The organism is Lysobacter sp. ISL-50 (assembly GCF_018612875.1).
Classification (GTDB): domain Bacteria; phylum Pseudomonadota; class Gammaproteobacteria; order Xanthomonadales; family Xanthomonadaceae; genus Lysobacter.
On sequence record NZ_JAGGRI010000025.1, the window covers coordinates 1 to 16,195 of the forward strand.

A 16,195-nucleotide genomic window follows, 5' to 3' on the forward strand; every position below is an offset into this window, starting at 1 on the left:
CGGCGCGGGCGCGCGGCGCTTGCATCGGCGCGAACGCGGCCAGCGGTTCGCCCGGCCGGGCGCGCTCGCTCGCGACCGGCGCGGCCAGCGGTGCCTGCGCGGCGACGATGTCGCGGATGTCGTAACGCTTGGGCGCGGGCGTTTCGGTTTCGGCCGGCAGCGAGGGGTCGCGCAGGGTGCTGGCCGGCGTCAGCTTCGCCGGCGCGGCGACCGGGCCGCCGCCGCGCACCGGTGCGCGCGGCGGCGCCGGCGCGACCGCCGAAGCGCCGGCGTCGGCGCCCGCCCACATGTCGCTTTCCAGGCGCTGGATCATGTTCTGAAACTGTCCGCGCGCCTGGCCCTTGGCGGCGCCGGCGCCGGACGGCGCGGGCGGCGAGGGCGGCGGCAGGATCGGTCCGCTTACTTTCATGCTTGCACTTCCATCGCGTTGTGCCGTTCCAGGATGGCGTTGCTGACTTTGTCGTCGTGCTTGCGCGCCACCGCGGTACGCTCGCGATCGGCCAGTTCGTCGCCGCGCTCGGACAGGTTCTGGTGGCGGATCAGTTCGCGGCCGAAGTCGTCGAGCGCTTCGCGCGCGTTGCGCAAGGACTGCTCGGCGGCGCCGCAGCGCGATTGCGCGGCGTGCGCCATCGCCCGCCAGGCCGAAAGCGAATTCAGATCCAGGCCCGCGCCGTCGCTCAACGAACGCCGCCAGCCGGCTTCGATCTCGTCGCGTTGCGCGCCGGCGGTGTCGAACGCGCGCTGCGCGGCATCGACATCGCGGCGCAGCATCGCCGCGCGCATCTGCGCGTTCTGCAGGCGCAGGCGCAGCAGCTGCGCGACTTCGTCGAGCTGGTGCAGGCGTTCGCGGCTCATGGCTTGGCTCCGCCGACCAGTTCGTGCAGGCGGGCGATGCTCTGCGCGCCGGTGTGGCTTTGTCCGCTCTCCTGGCGCAGGAAATCGATCAGCGCAGGACGCGTGCGCAGCGCGCGGTCCAGCTGGGCGTTGGAGCCGCCCGAGTACAGGCCCGATTCGACCAGCGTGCGCGAGGTCTCGTACAGCGACAGCTGGGCGATCGCGGTCTTGGCCGCGGCGCGGTGTTCGGCGCTGGTGACCTGGCCGAACACGCGGCTGATGCTGCGCGGCACGTCGATCGCCGGATAGTGGCCTTGTTCGGCCAGCGCGCGGGTCAGCACGATATGGCCGTCGAGCAGCGCGCGCAGGGTTTCGGTCATCGGGTCGTCGATGTCGTCGGTCTCGGCCAGCACCGTCATCAACGCGGTGATCGCGCCGCCCTGGCGCAGCGCGCCGCAGCGCTCGATCACCTTCGGCAGCGCCGAGAACACGCTCGGGGTGTAGGCGCGCAAGGTCGGCGGCTCGCCGGCGGCCAGGCCGATCTCGCGCAGCGCCAGGGCGTAGCGGGTGATCGAATCGAGCAGCAACAGCACGTGCTTGCCCTGGGCGCGGAAGTATTCCGCCAGCGACAGCGCGACCAGCACGCTGCGCGCGCGCAGGATCGCCGGCTGGTCGGAAGTCGCCACCACCATCACCGAGCGCTGCCGCGCCTGTTCGGTCAGTGCGTGCTGCCAGAAGTCGTCGGCCTCGCGGCCGCGTTCGCCGACCAGGCACAGCACGCAGACATCGGCCTGCACGTGGCTGGCCAGATCGGCGAGCAGAGTGGTCTTGCCCACGCCGCTGCCGGCGAAGATGCCCACGCGCTGGCCGATGCCGAGGGTCAGCAAGGCGTCGATGCTGCGCAGGCCGGTTTCCAGCGGCGCGCGCGGCGACAGGCGGTCGAGCGCCGGCGTCTGCGCACCGGCCAGCGGCCACGATTCCAGCGGGCCGTCGATGGCTTCGCCGCCGTCGAGCGGCACGCCCATCGGATCGACGATGCGGCCGAGATAATTCGGCCCGACCGGAAAGCTCGCGCCCACCCGCAACGCTTCGACCGTGTCGCCGATGTGCGCGGCCGACACCGGCCCGTACGGCGCCAGGGTGATGCGGCCGGTTTCGACCTTGGCCACTTCGGCCAGCAAGGTCGAAGCGCTGTCGCCGCCGTGCGCGTTGAGGCGGATGCGGCACAGCGAACCCAGCGGCACGCCGGGGCCGTCGGCCTCGATGAAGGTCGGCATGATGCGCGTGACCGTGCCCAGGCGGGCGATGGTATCGACTTGGCGGATGGCGTCGATCAGCGCGTGCGCGGTCATGTCAGTCGCGTCCCTGCGCGGAGTCGAACGCGGCGTCCAGGCGCTGGCGCTGCGAAGGCAGACTCAGGTCCAGGCGACCGAGCTTGAGCTTGATCACGCAGCTGCCGGCGGCGCGGCCGGTCTGCGCGCTGACCTGATAGGACGGCATCGCGCCTTGTTCGGCGAAGGCCGCGCGCAGCGCGGCGTCGTCCGGAAAATCGACGCTGGCCACTTCGATCGCCAGCACGCTGTCGTGGGCGAGCGAGCGCAGATGATGGGCCACCGTGCGCGCGATCAGTTCGGCGTAAAGCGCGGTGTCGCCGATCACCCGGCCGAGCGCGGCCTGGGCCAGATCGACCGACCACTGCTGCGCGGTTTCGATGAGTTCGCGCTGAAAACTTTCCTGCGCGTCGGCGATGCCGTGCGCCAGCGCTTCGAGTTGTTCGTCGTGGCGCTGTTGCGCCTGAGTCTTTCCGGCCTCCATGCCGTCCGCGTGGCCGCGTTCCTGGGCCTGCTTTTCGCGCGCGTCGGCCGACTTGGCCAGCGCGGCCAGACGCGCGTTGGCGTCGGCCAGGGCTTTTTCCAGCTCGGCGATGCGCAACGCCTGGGTATCGACGAACGCCGCCGGCGCTTCGCCCGCGACCGCGGTCTGCAGCGTCGAACGCCGCTCGCCGCTGACCAGGACGGTGCCGGCCTTGATCACGCTCATGCGCGCGGGCTCCGGCGCAGCAAGCCGGCCAGGCCGCGGCGCGGCGCGGCGGCCGGCGCGGGAGTTTCGATCGCGCTGAGTTCGACCTCATGCGATGCCGCGATCGCCGCCGCCTGCAGCGCGCGCCGCGCCGCCGGCATCAGCGCAACATTGCCCGCCGAAGCGCGTAGCGGCTCGCGCGCGGCCTTGTCCGGCAGCGCCGCCAACAACGATTCGCGCGCCGCCGGCTCGAAGCTGGACAGCACGCTCGCGGCGACCGCTTCGGGCAGGCGGCCGAGGTAAACCGCCATGCCCGCCGGCACCCGTTCAATCGCATCGTTCTGCGCCGGCGACGGCACCGGTTGCAGCCCCGGCAGTTGCGTGCCCGGCAGCAGTTCGCTGGCCTGGGCCAGCATCGGCCGCAGTTGTTCTTGTTCGCGCGGATCGAGCTGCGACCAGATCGCCTCGATGTCTTCGATCGAGTACTGGCTCAGCTGGCTGACCGCGCGGCGCAGTTCTCGCTCAGGTTTCGGACTTGGCATGCGCATTCCCCTGTGCTTCCAGCAGCAGCCTCAAGCGCGCGGCGAATTGCTGGCGCTCTTGCTGGGTGAGTGAACGCTGCTCGCGGCGGGCGTTGCCGCGCAGAGCGCGCAGGGCCAGCCAACCGATCAGCAGCAGCGCAGCGGCCACGGCGATCAACACCGCGCTGCCCAGGTTGAAACCGGCCCAACCCGTGTTGCTGGCGGCGGTCTGCGGACGCGACTTTGCTGCGGCGTGGTCGGCGACGGCGAGCGAATCGCCCGCGAGCGGGCCGGTCGCCGGCAACGCCGCGGCGATCGGCAGCGCCGGATCGCGCACCACCGTGGAGATCACGTCGCCGCGCTTGCTGTCCAGGCCGATGGTGGCCGCGACCAGCGACTCGATCTTGGCCATCACCGCCGGCGGCTGCTCGCGGTCGAGCACGATACCGACGCTGAGGCGGCGGACCGTGCCCGGCGCGGAGACGATCTGTTCGAGCACGCGATTGGTCTTGACCGGCGCCGCCGCCGGCGCGCCGATGGCGATGCCCGGCAGCGGCGGCAGGGGATCGGACGCGGCCGGCGCGGCGTTGCCGCCGGCCACCGTCGGCAACGGCGGCAGCGCGCGCGATCCGGCCTCGGCGGCCGGCGCCGGCGCGGTGCCGGTTTCGCGCGTGGTCTGGATCTGGTCGAAGTTGATGTCGGCGTTGACGCTGACGTTGGCGCTGCCCTCGCGCAGCACGCGCGCGAGCTGTTCGGAGATCTTCTTCTCGTAGCTGCGCTCGATCGACTGCTTGAGCGCGAACTTCGGGTCGGACACGTCGCCGGTTTCGTCCGCGGTGGCGGCGGCGCCGCGCTGATCCAGCACGATCACGTCGGCCGGCGTCATCCCCGGCACCGAGGCGGCGACCAGCTTCTGGATGCCGCGGATGCTGTCTTCGCCGAGCGCGTCCTTGCCCTTCGGGAAGATCGTCACCGACGCCTTGGGCTTGACCTGCTCGCGGCGGAAGATCGACGACTCCGGCAAGGTCAGGTGCACCCGCGCCATGTCCACTTCTTCCAGCGACATCAGCGTGCGCGCGACTTCGCCCTGCAAGGCGCGCTGGTAGTTCACCTTCTGCGCGAATTCGGTCAGGCCCAGGTCGGAGTCCTTGAACAACTCCAGTCCGACCACGTCCTGCAGGCGCAGATCGCCGCTGCCCAGCTTGATGCGCGCGGCCTTGGACTCGCCTTCGGGCACCAGGATGGCGTTGCTGGCTTCGTCGTAGCGGTAGGGAATCTTTTCCTTTTCCAGTTCCTTGACCACCGCCGCGGCGTCCTGCGGCTTGAGGTCGCGGAACAGCACGATGTAGTGCGGCCGCAGCAGCAGATAGCCGCCGAGCAGCAGGGCGAAGAACAGCAGCGACAGCCCGATCGCGATGGCGATCTGGCGGCTGCGCGAATCGGTGCTGAGACGGGAGATCCAGCCCGAGGGTACGGTTTCGGCGTTCATGTCAGAGCTGCATGCGCATCAGTTCTTGGTAACCCTCGACCAGCCGGTTGCGGACCTGGAGGGCGTAATGCAGGGACATGCGCGCTTCTTCCAGCGCGATCATGACCTGGTGCGGCGGCGTGCGGCCGTCGAGCGCGAAGCTTTCGACCGCTTTCTCGGCGGCCTGCACGGAGTTGTCGGCGTGCATCACGTTGGCCAGCAGCATCGAGCCGAAGCTCTGCGCGGGCGGGGCGGCGGTCGCGGCCGCCAGCGACGGCGCGGCGGCGCCGGCCGATTGCGCCGACATCAATGCGGCGAGTGCGTCGATGCTCATGGGTTGTTGCCTCCGATATCCATCGCGCGCATGTACATCGAGCGCGCGGAGTTGTACATGACGACGTTGGCCTCGTAGACGCGCTGGGTCTGCACCATCAGCGCCATCTCGCCGGCATGATCGACGCCGGGGTAGGCGACGTTGCCGTCCTTGTCGGCCATGGGATTGGCCGGGTCGTGGACGATCCGCGGCGGCGTCGCGGTGGCCTGCACGCCGTAGCTGCGGGTGCCGCTCAGATCGCCCGGCGCGTGCAGCGAATAGCTCTGCGCCGACTGGCCCAGCACTTGCTGGAACGACGGCGTCGAGCCCGGGCCGGAGATCAATCGCATCGGCTGGTAGTTCTCGCCGTTGGGACCGCGCACGGCGCCGGCGTTGGCCAGGTTCTGCGCGACGACTTCCATGCGCAGGCGTTCCACGTCCATGCCCGAGCGGGCGATGGCGAACAATGAGTCGCTCATGCTCAGCTCCCCCGGATCGCCAGCTGCTGCATCTGCAGGCTGCGGTTGAGCATGCCGATCAGCATGGCGTAGCGCGCGGAAGTTTCCGAGGCGATGGCGATTTCCTGATCGATCTTGACGCTGCGCTCGGACGGATCGGTCGCCGCGGCGACGCCGGGCTGCAGCGAGGACAACTCGGCCGCGCGCAGTTCCGGCGCCAGATCGGCGGTGGCCGCGGCCAGGCGCTGCAGTTCGCCCTCGAAGCTCACCCGCACCGGCACGAAACCGGGCGAGGAGGCGTTGGCGACGTTGTGGGCGGTGGCGATTTCGCGCAGATGCAGGCCGTCCAGGGCCTTGCTTACGATCGCTTCGATGACCGGCGATGTCATGGTGCTTTCCCCTGAGTGCGGTGCGGCGGTTATTGGACGACCAGGTCGGCGTGCAACGCGCCGGCGGCCTTGATCGCTTGAAGAATGGAAATCACGTCGCGGGTGTTGACCCGCGCCTTGGCCAGACTGGCGACCAGTTCGGCCACGGTGGTCTGCTTGTAGGACATGGCCACGTGCTGGTCGCCTTCCTCGACGCCCAGGCGGCTGTTGCCGACGATCAGGCTGCGCACCGAGTCGTCGGCGATGCCGATGAAGTTCGGCTGCGAAGCGGTGTACTCGGTGTCGATGGACACGCGCAGATCGCCGTGCGAGATGGTGATCGGCGAGATGCGCGTGTCGCCGCCGGCGGCGATGGTGCCGGTGCGTTCGTTGATGATCACCCGCGATGCCACGTCCGGAATCACCGACAGGCCTTCGATCGAAGCGACGAAGGCGTTGAGCCGGCCCGGGTTCTGCGGCGCGCGGATGCGCACGGTTTCCGGGTCCAGCGAGGTGGCCGCGCCCGAGCCCATCGATTCGTTGATGCGCGCGGCGATGCGCTCGGAGGTGACCGCGTCGGCGTTCTTGAGGATGTAGTCCAGATGGCCGTTGTCGGCGACCAGCTCGGCGCGCACCGGAACTTCCACGGTGCCGCCTTCGGACACCACGCCGACGGTGGGATGGTTCTTCTGGCGCAGATTGCCGTTGCCGTCGAAGCGGAAGCCGCCGACGGTGACCGGGCCCTGGGCCAGCGCATACACGCGCTTATCCGGGCCGCGCAGCGGGCTCATGATCAAGGTGCCGCCGGCGATGCTGCGCGCATCGCCCGTGGAGGTCACGTTGACGTCGATCTTGTCGCCGACGTTGGAGGTGGCCGGCAGGGTCGCGGTGATCATCACCATCGCCACGTTGCGGCTTTGGATCTGTTCCACCGGCACCACCAGATCGAACTGCGACAGCAGGTTCTGCATGGCCTGGCGCGTGGCCTGGTTGCGCGGCGCGTCGCCGGAACCGGACAGGCCGGTGACGATGCCGTAGCCGACCAGCATGTTGTCGCGGCGGCCGAGGAAGCGGCCGAGGTCTTTGAGCCGCACCGAGCCGGACGCGGTTTCGGCGGCGCGGGCGTTGTCGATCGCGCCGAAACACACGGCGGCGCCGACGCACAGGGCGAGTAAGCAACGCATGGACATCACCACAGCCCCAACCAGGCGAGAATTTTCGGAATCAGGCCGGGGCGCGTGCGATCGGTGATGTAGCCGTCCCCGGTGTAGTCGATCCTGGCGTCGGCGATGCGGCTCGACAGGATGGTGTTGTTCTGGGCGATATCGACCGGACGGATCTTGCCGCTGAGGCGGATCTGGGTCTTTTCGCCGTTGACGTTGATGCGCTGCTCGCCGGAGACCGCCAGATCGCCGTTGGGATAGGTGCCGGTGACGGTGGCGCTGATCTGCGCGAGCAGGTTGCCGCTGCGCTGGATCTGGCCGCGGCCGCCGTAGTTGTCGCCCAGGCCGACGGTGAAGTCGGAACTGGTGTCGCCGAGCGTCTTGATGTTGCCGCCGATGCCGACGTTGGTCTTGGTGGTGGTGTCGGCGGTGTTGCGCGCGCTGGAGTTTTCGTAGACCAAGATGGTGATCAGATCGCCGACGCGCTGCGCCCGCCGATCGGAGGTCAGGGCCTGGAACGATTCTTCGCGATACAGATCGGCCGCGGCGGCGGGCGCGAGCGCGCTCAGCGCAGTCAGCCCGGCGAGCAGCAGGCCGGCCAGCGGCATGCGCGCGCGCGGCGGGCGGGTGGGGCGGATCATGGCGTTTCCCCTGCGAGGGATGAAGACGGGATGGACGAAGACGAAGGCCGCGGCGAGACCGGCGCGGTAACGATGGCGCCGTCGCCCATCGCCACGCGCACCGGCGCGCCGGCCTTGGCGTCGCGCGCGGCGACGCCGTTGCGCGATATTGCGATGGGGCCGTCGCGGTAGATGAGCGCGAGCTTGTCGCCCTGGCGCACGTCGGCGAACAGACTCGCCGCGACCGGTGCGATGGCGTCGCCGGCGACGAGATCGACCGGCGCGCGCACCAGGCCGGAATCGCGGTCGTAGTGCGCGCGTTGCACGACCGTGTCGGCGCCGCAGCGCTCGCCGCGCACGTCGGCGGCGCGCAGGGCTTGCCCGCGCGCGACCGGACCCAGCACGCGCAGGCAGGCGCGCTCGGCGACGGCGGCGTGGCTGGCGGTCTGTGCGGGTGCGCTGTCGGCCGAGGTCGGGCCCTCGACTGCGCTGTCGACTTTCACCGCGGCCGCAGCGGCCAGCGGCGAGGCCAGCGCGATCAGCGCCGCGCACGCGAGCGCGCGCAAGCCCATGCGAGCCGAAACCGAAACCGGAGCGGGCGCCGAAGCGATCATGTTCAGCGCTTGAGCCCGTTGGCGATGCCCATCAGCTCGTCGCCGATCTGCACCAGCCGGGCGTTGGAGGCGTAGGCGCGCTGATAGATCATCAGGCTGACCATTTCATCGGCGAGCTTGATGTTGGACGCTTCGCTGAAGCCCTGCACCAATTGTCCGGCCTTGTCCTCGCCGGGCGTGGCGCGGCTCACCGACAACTGATCGTCGGGCAACTGGTACAAGCCGTCGCCGAGCGATTCCATGCGCTGCAGATCGGCCGGAATCACCAGGTCGAGCTGGCCGATTTCCACCGGCGTGCGTTCGTTGCGAATGGTCGCCATGACTTGGCCGGTCTTGGAAATCTGCACGCCTTCGGCATCGGCCGGCACCGAAATCATCGCCGCCAGCGGCGTGCCGTTGGCCGCGGCCAGATAACCGTCGCTGCCGATGCGCAAAGTGCCGCCGCGCCACAGCGTGGTCTGGCCGTCGGCGGCGGCCAGTTCCAGGAAGCCTTCGCCCTGGATGGCGATGTCGAGGGTGTTGCCGGTCGGACGCAGTTCGCCCTGGGTGAACACGTGCAGGGTCGGATTGGCCATCACGCCGGCGGCGACGCGCTGCGCGGCATCGCCCGGCGCCGCGCCGGCGTTGGCCGGATCGGTGCTGAGCAGTTCCGAGAACGACACCGTGCCGCGCTTGTAGGCGGCGGTGTTGATGTTGGCGACGTTGTTGGCGACGGTTTCCACCGCCTTGCCCTGCGCGTCCAGACCGGTCGCGCCGATATAGAAGATTCCGTTCATTGCTTACATGCCCCCTAAGCGTTGCAGTGCGGTGCCGACCATGTCGTCGTAGACATGGACGAGTTTTTGTCCGGACTCGATGCGCCGCATCGCTTCCATGATCTGGATCATGTCGTTGCCGACCGAGACGTTTGCCGCCTCGACATAGCCTTGCTGCACGCTGCTGGCCAGCGTGCCGGCGGCGCCGGGCCGGTTCTCGCTGCTGCGCGCGTCGTTGGCGGCGGCGAAGTAATTGCTGCCGGCGCGGGTGAGCTTGCTCAGGTCTTCGAACTCGACCAGGCGCACCGCGCTGACCGGATTGCCGGCATCGACCACGGTGCCGTCGCGCTCCAGCTTCCAGTTCTCGCCCGAGACGACCACGTCGCCGCCGCCGGCCGCTTGCAGGCGCCAGCCTTGCGCGGTGAGCAGACGGCCGTCGGCGTCGCGGTGCAGCGAGGCGGTGCGCGCGTACACCGAGCCCTGATCGGTCGCCAGCTGCAGAAAGCCCGGCCCGGTGACGCTGAGGTCGTAGGGATTGCCGGTGTGCTGCAGCTTGCCGGCGGAGAAATCGGTCGCGCGGCTCATCGCCTGGGCGGCGGCGGGCGTTTGCGTGGCCTGTTCCAGCAACTGCTGCGCCGCTTCGGCGCCGAGCACGCTCTGGAACGCGACCTGGCGCTTGTAGCCGGGCGTGGCGACGTTGGAGATGTTGTTGGCACTGACCTCCACGCGCTGGGATTCGCGCGAGATCAACTGGGTCGCCACGAGCATCAGGTTATCCATGCATTGCGTCCTTTCAGGAACTGGCGGCGAAGGGTTTGAAAACGTTCGCGGTCGCGGCGGTTTCGACCGCCGGCAGATCGGCGCTGACGGTGCCGAACGAAGTCAGGCTGATCGAATGCGGAATCTCGTTCATCGACAGCACCGACAGGCGCGGCGCGACGCGGCGGGTGAACAGGCGCAGCGCGCGGCGAATCTCCGGACGGCACAGCAGCGCCGGCGACAGGTTCTTGCGCATCATCGATTCGTTGAGCTTGATCAGGCGGCCGAGGAAGCTCTCGGCCATGCGCGGATCGAGGACGAAGCTGTTGCTGGCGTCCTGCGCTTCGAGCAGGTTCTGCAGCATGCGGTTCTCGACCGCCGGGTCCAGGGTCAGCACCGACAGCGCCTCCTTGTCGCCCTGGATGGCGCGGCAGATGCTGTGGCCGAGGCGGCGGCGGATCACTTCCACCAGCTTGGCCGGATCTTTCTCGTGGCGGCCGCTGTCGGCCAGCACTTCCACGATCAGGTCGATGTTGCGGATCGACACGTTTTCTTCCAGCAGGCCCTGCAGCACGTGCTGCACGTCGCTGATCGCCAGCACGTTGGGCACCAGTTCCTCGACCAGCCCCGGCTGGCGCGTGCGCACGCCCTCGAGCAGGGTCATCACTTCCGAGCGCAACAGCAGCATGGCGATGTTGGCCTTGACCACTTCGATCGCATGGGTGACCAGCACCGTCACCGAATCGACCGGCGTATAGCCCAACTGCCGCGCCTGCGCGCCGAGTTCGTTGTCGATCCACACCGCCGGCAGGCCGAAAGCCGGGTCCTTGGTGGCGATGCCGGCGAGCTTGCCGGCCTTGTCGGAGGCGTGGATCGCCAGGGTCATGTCGGCGTGGATGGTGGCCTCGGCGAAGCGATCGCCGAACAGATAGATGCGGTAGTCGTTGGCGCCGGACATGGGCTCGTCGCGGAACACCACCGCCGGCACCATCACGCCCATGTCCTTGGAGTAATGCTTGCGGAACGAGGCGATGCGATCGGTCAGCACGCTCTGCATCGGCAGCCACGCCGCCGCCAGCGCCGGGCCGAACGCGATCTCGATCGGCGGCACCGCGGTCGCCGCGGCGGCATCGGTCTTGTCCTGCGTTTCTTCAGTCAGCGCCGGCAATTCGCGTTTCTGCCGGCGGATGATCAGGAAGATCACCGCCGCCAGCGCCGCCAGGATCAGCAGCGGCCACTTCGGCATGCCCGGCAGGGTCAGCAGGCCCATCAGCGCCAGCACCACCATCAGCTGGATCTTGGGGAAGCGCACCATCTGCCGCACGACTTCGGCGCTGAGCTCGTTGTCCGAGGCCGAACGCGTCACGATGATGCCGGTGGCGACCGAGATCACCAGCGCCGGCACCTGGGTGACGATGCCGTCGCCGATGGTCAGCAGGGTGAAGGTGCGCAGCGCGTCGTGCCAGGCCATGCCCATCTGCGCCACGCCGACCGCCCAGCCGCCGAGGATGTCGATCAGCAGGATCACGATGCCGGCGATCGCGTCGCCCTTGACGAACTTGCTCGCGCCGTCCATCGAGCCGTAGAAGCCGGCTTCCTTTTCCAGTTCCTTGCGCCGGCGCTTGGCTTCTTCCTGATCGATCAGACCCATGTTGAGGTCGGCGTCGATGCTCATCTGCTGGCCGGGCATGGCGTCGAGCACGAAGCGCGCGGCCACTTCCGACACGCGCTGGGCGCCGGCGGTGACCACCACGTACTGCACGACGATCAGGATGAAGAACACGATCAGGCCGATGACGAAATTGCCCTGTACCACGAACTCGCCGATCGAGCGGATCACGTTGCCGGCCTCGGCGCCGGACATGATCAGGCGGGTCGCGGCGATGTTGAGCGCGAGCCGGAACAAGGTCGCGATCAGCAACAACGACGGGAAGGTCGAGAAATCCACCGGCCGGGCGACGTAGAACGTCATCAGCAGGATCGACAGGGCGAAGGCGAAGTTGACCAGGATCAGCAGGTCCAGCAGCGCCGGCGGAATCGGGATGAACAGGATCAGCAGGATGCCGAGCACCGCGCCGACCAGGGCCAGGTCGGCGTGCTTGCCCAGGCGCGAGAACCAGCTCTTGGACACGATCGCGTTCATGCCGCCGCCTGTGCGCCGCGGCCGCGCAGGCGCAGGTAGATCGCGGCGATGTCGCGGTACAGCGTTTCGGGCACTTCGCGCTCGATCGGCACCTTATGGAACAGCTGCCGCGCCAGCAGGCGCGATTCGATCACCGGCACGCCGTAGACGAAGGCCAGCTTGCGCAGGCGCAGGGCGAATTCGCCGGAACCTTTCGCCACGATGGTCGGAGCAAGCATCTTCTTGGACTCGTATTTCAACGCGATCGCGTAATGCGTGGGGTTGGTGACCAGGACGTCGGCGCCGCGGACGTTGCGCATGCTCTGCGCGCGCTGCAGCAGTTCGCGCTGCAGCTGCTTGCGCCGCTGCTTGATCCGCGGATCGCCTTCGCGCTGCTTGATTTCCTGTTTCTGCTCGTGCTTGCTCATGCGCATGCGCCGGGCGAACATGCGCCGCACCAGGATCTGGTCGATCGCGGCGAAGACCGCGGCGGCCAGCAGGAAGAACATCAGCAGCTTCATGCCCAGCGACGACAGCGACAGGGCGATGCCGGGCGCGCCGCGGCCGGCGTGGGTGAGGGTGCGCGCGACCTGGTAGATCAACAGCAGGCAGATGCCGCTGTACACCGCCATCTTGAAGCAGGCCTTGGCCGCTTCGATCAGGGTCTGCAGCGAGAACACCCGCTTGAGGCCCTGCATCGGATTGATCTTGGAAAAGTCCGGCTTCATCGCCGCCGGCGCGAACAGCACGCCGGTCTGGGCCAGCGTCGCCAGCAGCGCGCCGAGCAGGACCACGCCGATCAGCGGCGCGATCACATCGACGGTTTCCACCACCAGCCGCTGCAGCCATTGCAGCAGCGCCTGGCCGCCGCCGTTGATCGCCGCCGATTCGCTCAGCGCGCGTTCGCTCAAGGCGCCCAGGCGCGCGAACATTACGTCGCCGCGCGCGTAGATATAGCCGCCGGCGCAGGCCAGGCTGACCACCATGCCCAGTTCCTGGCTCTTGGCGATGATGCCTTTCTTGCGCGCCTGTTCGAGCTTGTACGGTGTCGCCTGCTCGGACTTGTTGAGATCGGTGTCGCCGCTCATGGCACGCTCCCCGAACTCACGCTCACCGAGGTCATGAAATCCAGCGAGTAGCGGATCAGCCGCAGCGCCACCGGCGCCAGCAGCCCCGCCGACAGCGTCAGCATCACCAGGGTGGCGATGGTCTTGACCTGCAGGCCCAGCATCAACGCGTTCATCTGCGGCAACGCGCGCGACAGCAAGGCGATGGTCAGATCGATCAGGAACAAGGTCACCGTTACCGCCGCGATCGCGCCGAAGCCGGTGCTGATCACCAGACTCAGATAGCCGATCAGCGCCTGCGGGCTGCCGGCCAGCATCGGCAGGCCGATCGGCATCGCGTGGGCGCTGGCGGCGAGCACGCGCACCAGTTCCAGATGGCCGTTGTTGGCGAAGAAGATCACCGCCGCGGCCATGACGAAGATGGTGCCGAACAGCGGCGACTGCGCGCGCGTGCCCGGGTCGATCACCATCGCCAGGCCGTAGCCGGCCTGCACGTCGAGCACGCGTCCGGCGAACGACAGCGCCGCGAACGCCAGTTGCAGCGCCAGCGCGAAGGTCAGCCCGATCAGCACTTCCGACAAGGCCGAGACCACGAACGCGCCTTCGGTGGCCGGCAATTGCATCGGCAGCACCGGCGCGAGCAGCGCCGACAGCGCCAGCACCAGGCACACGCGCACGCGCTGTGGCACCCGGATCAGCGAAAACGGCGGCGACAGCACGAATACCGGGCCCAGGCGCAGGGACAGCAGCGCGATCGCGGTGACGTAGGCGTTCATGCCATCACCCCAGGTTCGCGATGCTCTTGAACAACTCGGTCGCGAACCCGGTCAGCCGGCCGAGCATCCACGAGCCCAGCACGACGATGATCAGCACCGCCATGCCGAGCTTGGGCACGTAGCTCAGGCTCATTTCCTGCAACTGGGTGACCACTTGCAGGATGCTGATCAACACGCCGATCACCAGCGTGGCGATCAGGATCGGCGAAGCGATCAGGAAGCTGTTCCAGAACAGCTGCTCCATGAGCTGCAGCGCTTGGTCGGCCGACATGAGTAGGGTCTCGGTGGCGCGGCGCGCGGGCTCAGCCGCGCGTGCCGTGCGAGGCACGGCGGGCGATCAGCTGGGCGATGCTCGGGCCGTTTTCGCCGAGCGGACGCTGCACCATGTCCTGGTACAAAGCAGCGCCTTGTTCGTTCTGGCCGGCCTTGGCCAACAGCAGGCTGCGGGCGTAAGTCGCCGACAGGCAGTTCGGGTCCAGGCGCAGCGCCGCTTCGGCGCGATGCCGGGCGTCGTCGTCGTGGCCTTCGTACACGTCCACCACCGCCAGCGCGCCGGTGGCCTCCGCGAAGCCGCGGTCGGCCTGCAGGCTGCGTTCGAAACGCTCGCGCGCCTCGGGCAGCTTGCCGCCCATCAGATACGCCCAACCGGCCGAGAGCCAGGAACCGGCGTGGCTGCGCAGCAAGGTGGCGGCGCGATCCAGGCGCGGTGCGGCGTTGGCGAAATCGTGCTGCGACAGATAGGCCAGGCCCTGGCCCAACTGCGCGCGGCCGCTGGCCGGATCGGTTTCCAGCGCTTGTTCGAAGCGTTGCTGAGCGCGGCCGATGTCGTCGTCTTGCAGCGCGAGCAAACCCTGCACGGTGAGTCCGCCGACCGAGTCGGGGGCGCGCGCGGCGTAGCGCTGCGCGCGCTCGAATTGATCGGCATCGAACAAGGCCGTCGCCAGCAGGCCGCAGATCTGTTCGCCGGCGACCGGATGATCGGCGTGCTGCTCGCCCAGGGCGATGACCGCATCGAGGTCGCCCTGGTGATACAGGCACAGCATCTTCAGGCGGATCGACTCGGCGACTTCGGCCAGCACTTGTTCGCTCAGCAGCGGCAAGGCTTCGGCGTAGCGCTCCTGCATCGCGATGGCGTAGGCGAGGTTGAAGCGCAGGTGGACGTCGTCGTGTTCGGCCAGCAGGCCGGCGAACACGTGCTCGGCGGCGTCGAAGCGGCTTTGCGACATCGCCGACAGGCCGGCCAGATTGCGCAGCGCGGGCGTGAGTTCGGCCTGCTGCGCGTAGCGCGCCAGCAAGGCTTCGCAGTCGTCGAAGTGGTGGGCGTCGAACGCCGCCGATGCCGTGTCGGCGATCAGGCTGAGGTTGTCCGGGTCGGCCTGAAGAAACTGTTGCAGACGCTGATGCCGCGCCGCGAGGGTCGTGAAGTGACTGGCTGCGTTCATTGCTTAGTGCGTCCCTGTACTAAATTTCACAATCATGAACAAAAGGTTAAGTCGCAACGTCTTGACGCTATCGTAACTTTTTGGATCGAGAGAGTGTGATTCATCTCTGATTTCCATTGGTCGTAGTTCTCAGTTGTTCCCGTTTTGTATCAATACGTTGCAGCCGCGATCCCCCATGGCTGCCGCGCAGTCGTTTATTTGCCGTTCACTTAAGGCCTAAACCCAGCGCCCCGATCCGGGGAGAAGCTGGGAAGGAGCTTTGTGCCCAATCTGCGCAGAATCTGTGCAGGCGGCGGCAGGTGGCCGGCGACCCAGTACTCGGGAAAGCGAGGCGGACCGGCTCATCGTTCGTGCCGATCGCCGGATTGCCCTCCCGGACCGGCCGCCCCGGTTTCACCGAGATGGCCACGCTCCCCGGCGCGGGTCAGCCCTTATGCCTGAGCCATATGACAGCCGGCCGCGGCGGTCACGCGCCGCCGCGCCGGTGGCGGTCGCGCTGCATCTGCCGATGATGGGATTCGGCGCAGGCCGGGCCGCAGTACAGGCGGGCGGGTTCGCCGTCGAACGGTTCCAGGCAGTGCTGGTTGAGGCAGTAGCCGGCCGCCGCCGGCCGCGCGGTCGCCTCGGCCATCAGCTTGCGGGCCTGCAGGGATTGGGCGAGGTTGATTTCCTCGAAGTACTGGGCTTGGTCGATCAGATCGCTCATGGCGCGGGCCGCATCCTGGGTGGTCGCATCGGTGAAGGCGGCGCCACGCCGCCGCGTCGCGCCTGCCGTGAAGCAGGAGCACAGCGTTCCATCGCCTCGTCGCACAGGACGAAACTGATCGCCAGCACAACGCAAATCGCACCGGCGCTGAATCGCCGGCGCGATGCCGGCGTGCGTCGCAGGATCTGAT

At 68.4% G+C, this 16,195-nt stretch carries 19 protein-coding genes and 1 pseudogene; all 20 read right to left on the bottom strand.

Going from position 1 to position 16,195, the window contains the following annotated elements:
* A pseudogene (locus J7J50_RS15855) lies at positions 1-409 on the bottom strand (hypothetical protein); the annotation flags it as partial.
* Positions 406-855: a hypothetical protein gene (locus J7J50_RS15860; RefSeq protein WP_215057442.1), complete on the bottom strand. Its 450-nt coding sequence runs from the start codon at positions 853-855 to the stop codon at positions 406-408. The gene J7J50_RS15860 and the pseudogene J7J50_RS15855, both read right to left, overlap by 4 nt.
* A complete protein-coding gene (locus J7J50_RS15865) occupies positions 852-2,186 on the bottom strand; it encodes a FliI/YscN family ATPase (protein WP_215057443.1) in 1,335 nt (444 codons plus the stop codon). Before J7J50_RS15865 ends, J7J50_RS15860 begins: the two co-directional genes overlap by 4 nt.
* A gap of 1 nt (position 2,187) precedes the next feature.
* A complete protein-coding gene (locus tag J7J50_RS15870) occupies positions 2,188-2,874 on the bottom strand; it encodes a hypothetical protein (protein WP_215057444.1) in 687 nt (228 codons plus the stop codon).
* The gene (locus J7J50_RS15875) at positions 2,871-3,395 is read right to left on the bottom strand and encodes a hypothetical protein (protein WP_215057445.1); all 525 of its coding nucleotides are present in this window, start codon (positions 3,393-3,395) and stop codon (positions 2,871-2,873) included. The genes J7J50_RS15870 and J7J50_RS15875 overlap by 4 nt, the downstream gene beginning before the upstream one ends.
* A complete protein-coding gene (fliF, locus tag J7J50_RS15880) occupies positions 3,376-4,863 on the bottom strand; it encodes a flagellar basal-body MS-ring/collar protein FliF (protein ID WP_215057446.1) in 1,488 nt (495 codons plus the stop codon). The genes J7J50_RS15875 and fliF overlap by 20 nt, the downstream gene beginning before the upstream one ends.
* A 1-nt stretch (position 4,864) precedes the next feature.
* On the bottom strand, positions 4,865-5,176 hold the full coding sequence (gene fliE, locus J7J50_RS15885; protein ID WP_215057447.1) for a flagellar hook-basal body complex protein FliE: 312 nt from the start codon (positions 5,174-5,176) through the stop codon (positions 4,865-4,867).
* A complete protein-coding gene (gene flgC / locus J7J50_RS15890; RefSeq protein ID WP_215057448.1) occupies positions 5,173-5,634 on the bottom strand; it encodes a flagellar basal body rod protein FlgC in 462 nt (153 codons plus the stop codon). The genes fliE and flgC overlap by 4 nt, the downstream gene beginning before the upstream one ends.
* A 2-nt stretch (positions 5,635-5,636) precedes the next feature.
* Positions 5,637-6,002 carry a hypothetical protein gene (locus tag J7J50_RS15895; RefSeq protein ID WP_215057449.1) on the bottom strand — a complete coding sequence of 122 codons (366 nt, stop codon included), beginning with the start codon at positions 6,000-6,002 and terminating at the stop codon, positions 5,637-5,639.
* Between the two features lie 29 nt (positions 6,003-6,031).
* Positions 6,032-7,165, bottom strand: a complete 1,134-nt coding sequence (locus J7J50_RS15900) for a flagellar basal body P-ring protein FlgI (protein ID WP_215057450.1) — start codon at positions 7,163-7,165, stop codon at positions 6,032-6,034.
* Positions 7,166-7,170: 5 nt separating this feature from the next.
* The gene (locus J7J50_RS15905; protein WP_215057451.1) at positions 7,171-7,785 is read right to left on the bottom strand and encodes a flagellar basal body L-ring protein FlgH; all 615 of its coding nucleotides are present in this window, start codon (positions 7,783-7,785) and stop codon (positions 7,171-7,173) included.
* Complete coding sequence (locus J7J50_RS15910; RefSeq protein ID WP_215057452.1) at positions 7,782-8,330, bottom strand: flagella basal body P-ring formation protein FlgA; 549 nt, start codon at positions 8,328-8,330, stop codon at positions 7,782-7,784. Before J7J50_RS15910 ends, J7J50_RS15905 begins: the two co-directional genes overlap by 4 nt.
* A gap of 50 nt (positions 8,331-8,380) precedes the next feature.
* A complete protein-coding gene (locus tag J7J50_RS15915; RefSeq protein ID WP_215057453.1) occupies positions 8,381-9,154 on the bottom strand; it encodes a flagellar hook-basal body protein in 774 nt (257 codons plus the stop codon).
* 3 nt (positions 9,155-9,157) lie between these two features.
* A complete protein-coding gene (locus tag J7J50_RS15920; RefSeq protein ID WP_215057454.1) occupies positions 9,158-9,913 on the bottom strand; it encodes a flagellar hook basal-body protein in 756 nt (251 codons plus the stop codon).
* A gap of 13 nt (positions 9,914-9,926) precedes the next feature.
* The gene (locus tag J7J50_RS15925) at positions 9,927-12,035 is read right to left on the bottom strand and encodes a flagellar biosynthesis protein FlhA (protein WP_215057455.1); all 2,109 of its coding nucleotides are present in this window, start codon (positions 12,033-12,035) and stop codon (positions 9,927-9,929) included.
* Positions 12,032-13,102, bottom strand: coding sequence for an EscU/YscU/HrcU family type III secretion system export apparatus switch protein (locus J7J50_RS15930; RefSeq protein ID WP_215057456.1), 1,071 nt, complete (start codon positions 13,100-13,102; stop codon positions 12,032-12,034). The genes J7J50_RS15925 and J7J50_RS15930 overlap by 4 nt, the downstream gene beginning before the upstream one ends.
* Positions 13,099-13,857 (bottom strand): flagellar biosynthetic protein FliR, encoded by a 759-nt coding sequence (locus J7J50_RS15935; protein ID WP_215057457.1) that lies wholly within the window; start codon positions 13,855-13,857, stop codon positions 13,099-13,101. Before J7J50_RS15935 ends, J7J50_RS15930 begins: the two co-directional genes overlap by 4 nt.
* Positions 13,858-13,861: 4 nt before the next feature.
* Positions 13,862-14,128 carry a flagellar biosynthetic protein FliQ gene (locus J7J50_RS15940; protein ID WP_057944492.1) on the bottom strand — a complete coding sequence of 89 codons (267 nt, stop codon included), beginning with the start codon at positions 14,126-14,128 and terminating at the stop codon, positions 13,862-13,864.
* A 31-nt stretch (positions 14,129-14,159) separates the two neighbouring features.
* Complete coding sequence (locus tag J7J50_RS15945) at positions 14,160-15,299, bottom strand: tetratricopeptide repeat protein (RefSeq protein ID WP_215057458.1); 1,140 nt, start codon at positions 15,297-15,299, stop codon at positions 14,160-14,162.
* Positions 15,300-15,765: 466 nt separating this feature from the next.
* The gene (locus J7J50_RS15950; protein ID WP_215057459.1) at positions 15,766-16,005 is read right to left on the bottom strand and encodes a hypothetical protein; all 240 of its coding nucleotides are present in this window, start codon (positions 16,003-16,005) and stop codon (positions 15,766-15,768) included.
* Between the last annotated feature and the right edge of the window lie 190 nt (positions 16,006-16,195).

Excerpts from the sequence above, each read along its gene's own strand:
- J7J50_RS15905 (WP_215057451.1), bottom strand. The coding sequence starts at position 7,785 with ATGATCCGCCCCACCCGCCCGCCGCGCGCGCGCATGCCGCTGGCCGGC.
- J7J50_RS15945 (WP_215057458.1), bottom strand. The coding sequence starts at position 15,299 with ATGAACGCAGCCAGTCACTTCACGACCCTCGCGGCGCGGCATCAGCGT.
- J7J50_RS15930 (WP_215057456.1), bottom strand. The coding sequence starts at position 13,102 with ATGAGCGGCGACACCGATCTCAACAAGTCCGAGCAGGCGACACCGTAC.
- J7J50_RS15865 (WP_215057443.1), bottom strand. The coding sequence starts at position 2,186 with ATGACCGCGCACGCGCTGATCGACGCCATCCGCCAAGTCGATACCATC.
- J7J50_RS15920 (WP_215057454.1), bottom strand. The coding sequence starts at position 9,913 with ATGGATAACCTGATGCTCGTGGCGACCCAGTTGATCTCGCGCGAATCC.
- J7J50_RS15935 (WP_215057457.1), bottom strand. The coding sequence starts at position 13,857 with ATGAACGCCTACGTCACCGCGATCGCGCTGCTGTCCCTGCGCCTGGGC.
- J7J50_RS15915 (WP_215057453.1), bottom strand. The coding sequence starts at position 9,154 with ATGAACGGAATCTTCTATATCGGCGCGACCGGTCTGGACGCGCAGGGC.
- J7J50_RS15870 (WP_215057444.1), bottom strand. The coding sequence starts at position 2,874 with ATGAGCGTGATCAAGGCCGGCACCGTCCTGGTCAGCGGCGAGCGGCGT.
- J7J50_RS15875 (WP_215057445.1), bottom strand. The coding sequence starts at position 3,395 with ATGCCAAGTCCGAAACCTGAGCGAGAACTGCGCCGCGCGGTCAGCCAG.
- J7J50_RS15895 (WP_215057449.1), bottom strand. The coding sequence starts at position 6,002 with ATGACATCGCCGGTCATCGAAGCGATCGTAAGCAAGGCCCTGGACGGC.
- J7J50_RS15950 (WP_215057459.1), bottom strand. The coding sequence starts at position 16,005 with ATGAGCGATCTGATCGACCAAGCCCAGTACTTCGAGGAAATCAACCTC.
- flgC (WP_215057448.1), bottom strand. The coding sequence starts at position 5,634 with ATGAGCGACTCATTGTTCGCCATCGCCCGCTCGGGCATGGACGTGGAA.
- fliE (WP_215057447.1), bottom strand. The coding sequence starts at position 5,176 with ATGAGCATCGACGCACTCGCCGCATTGATGTCGGCGCAATCGGCCGGC.
- J7J50_RS15860 (WP_215057442.1), bottom strand. The coding sequence starts at position 855 with ATGAGCCGCGAACGCCTGCACCAGCTCGACGAAGTCGCGCAGCTGCTG.
- J7J50_RS15940 (WP_057944492.1), bottom strand. The coding sequence starts at position 14,128 with ATGTCGGCCGACCAAGCGCTGCAGCTCATGGAGCAGCTGTTCTGGAAC.
- J7J50_RS15925 (WP_215057455.1), bottom strand. The coding sequence starts at position 12,035 with ATGAACGCGATCGTGTCCAAGAGCTGGTTCTCGCGCCTGGGCAAGCAC.
- J7J50_RS15900 (WP_215057450.1), bottom strand. The coding sequence starts at position 7,165 with ATGCGTTGCTTACTCGCCCTGTGCGTCGGCGCCGCCGTGTGTTTCGGC.
- fliF (WP_215057446.1), bottom strand. The coding sequence starts at position 4,863 with ATGAACGCCGAAACCGTACCCTCGGGCTGGATCTCCCGTCTCAGCACC.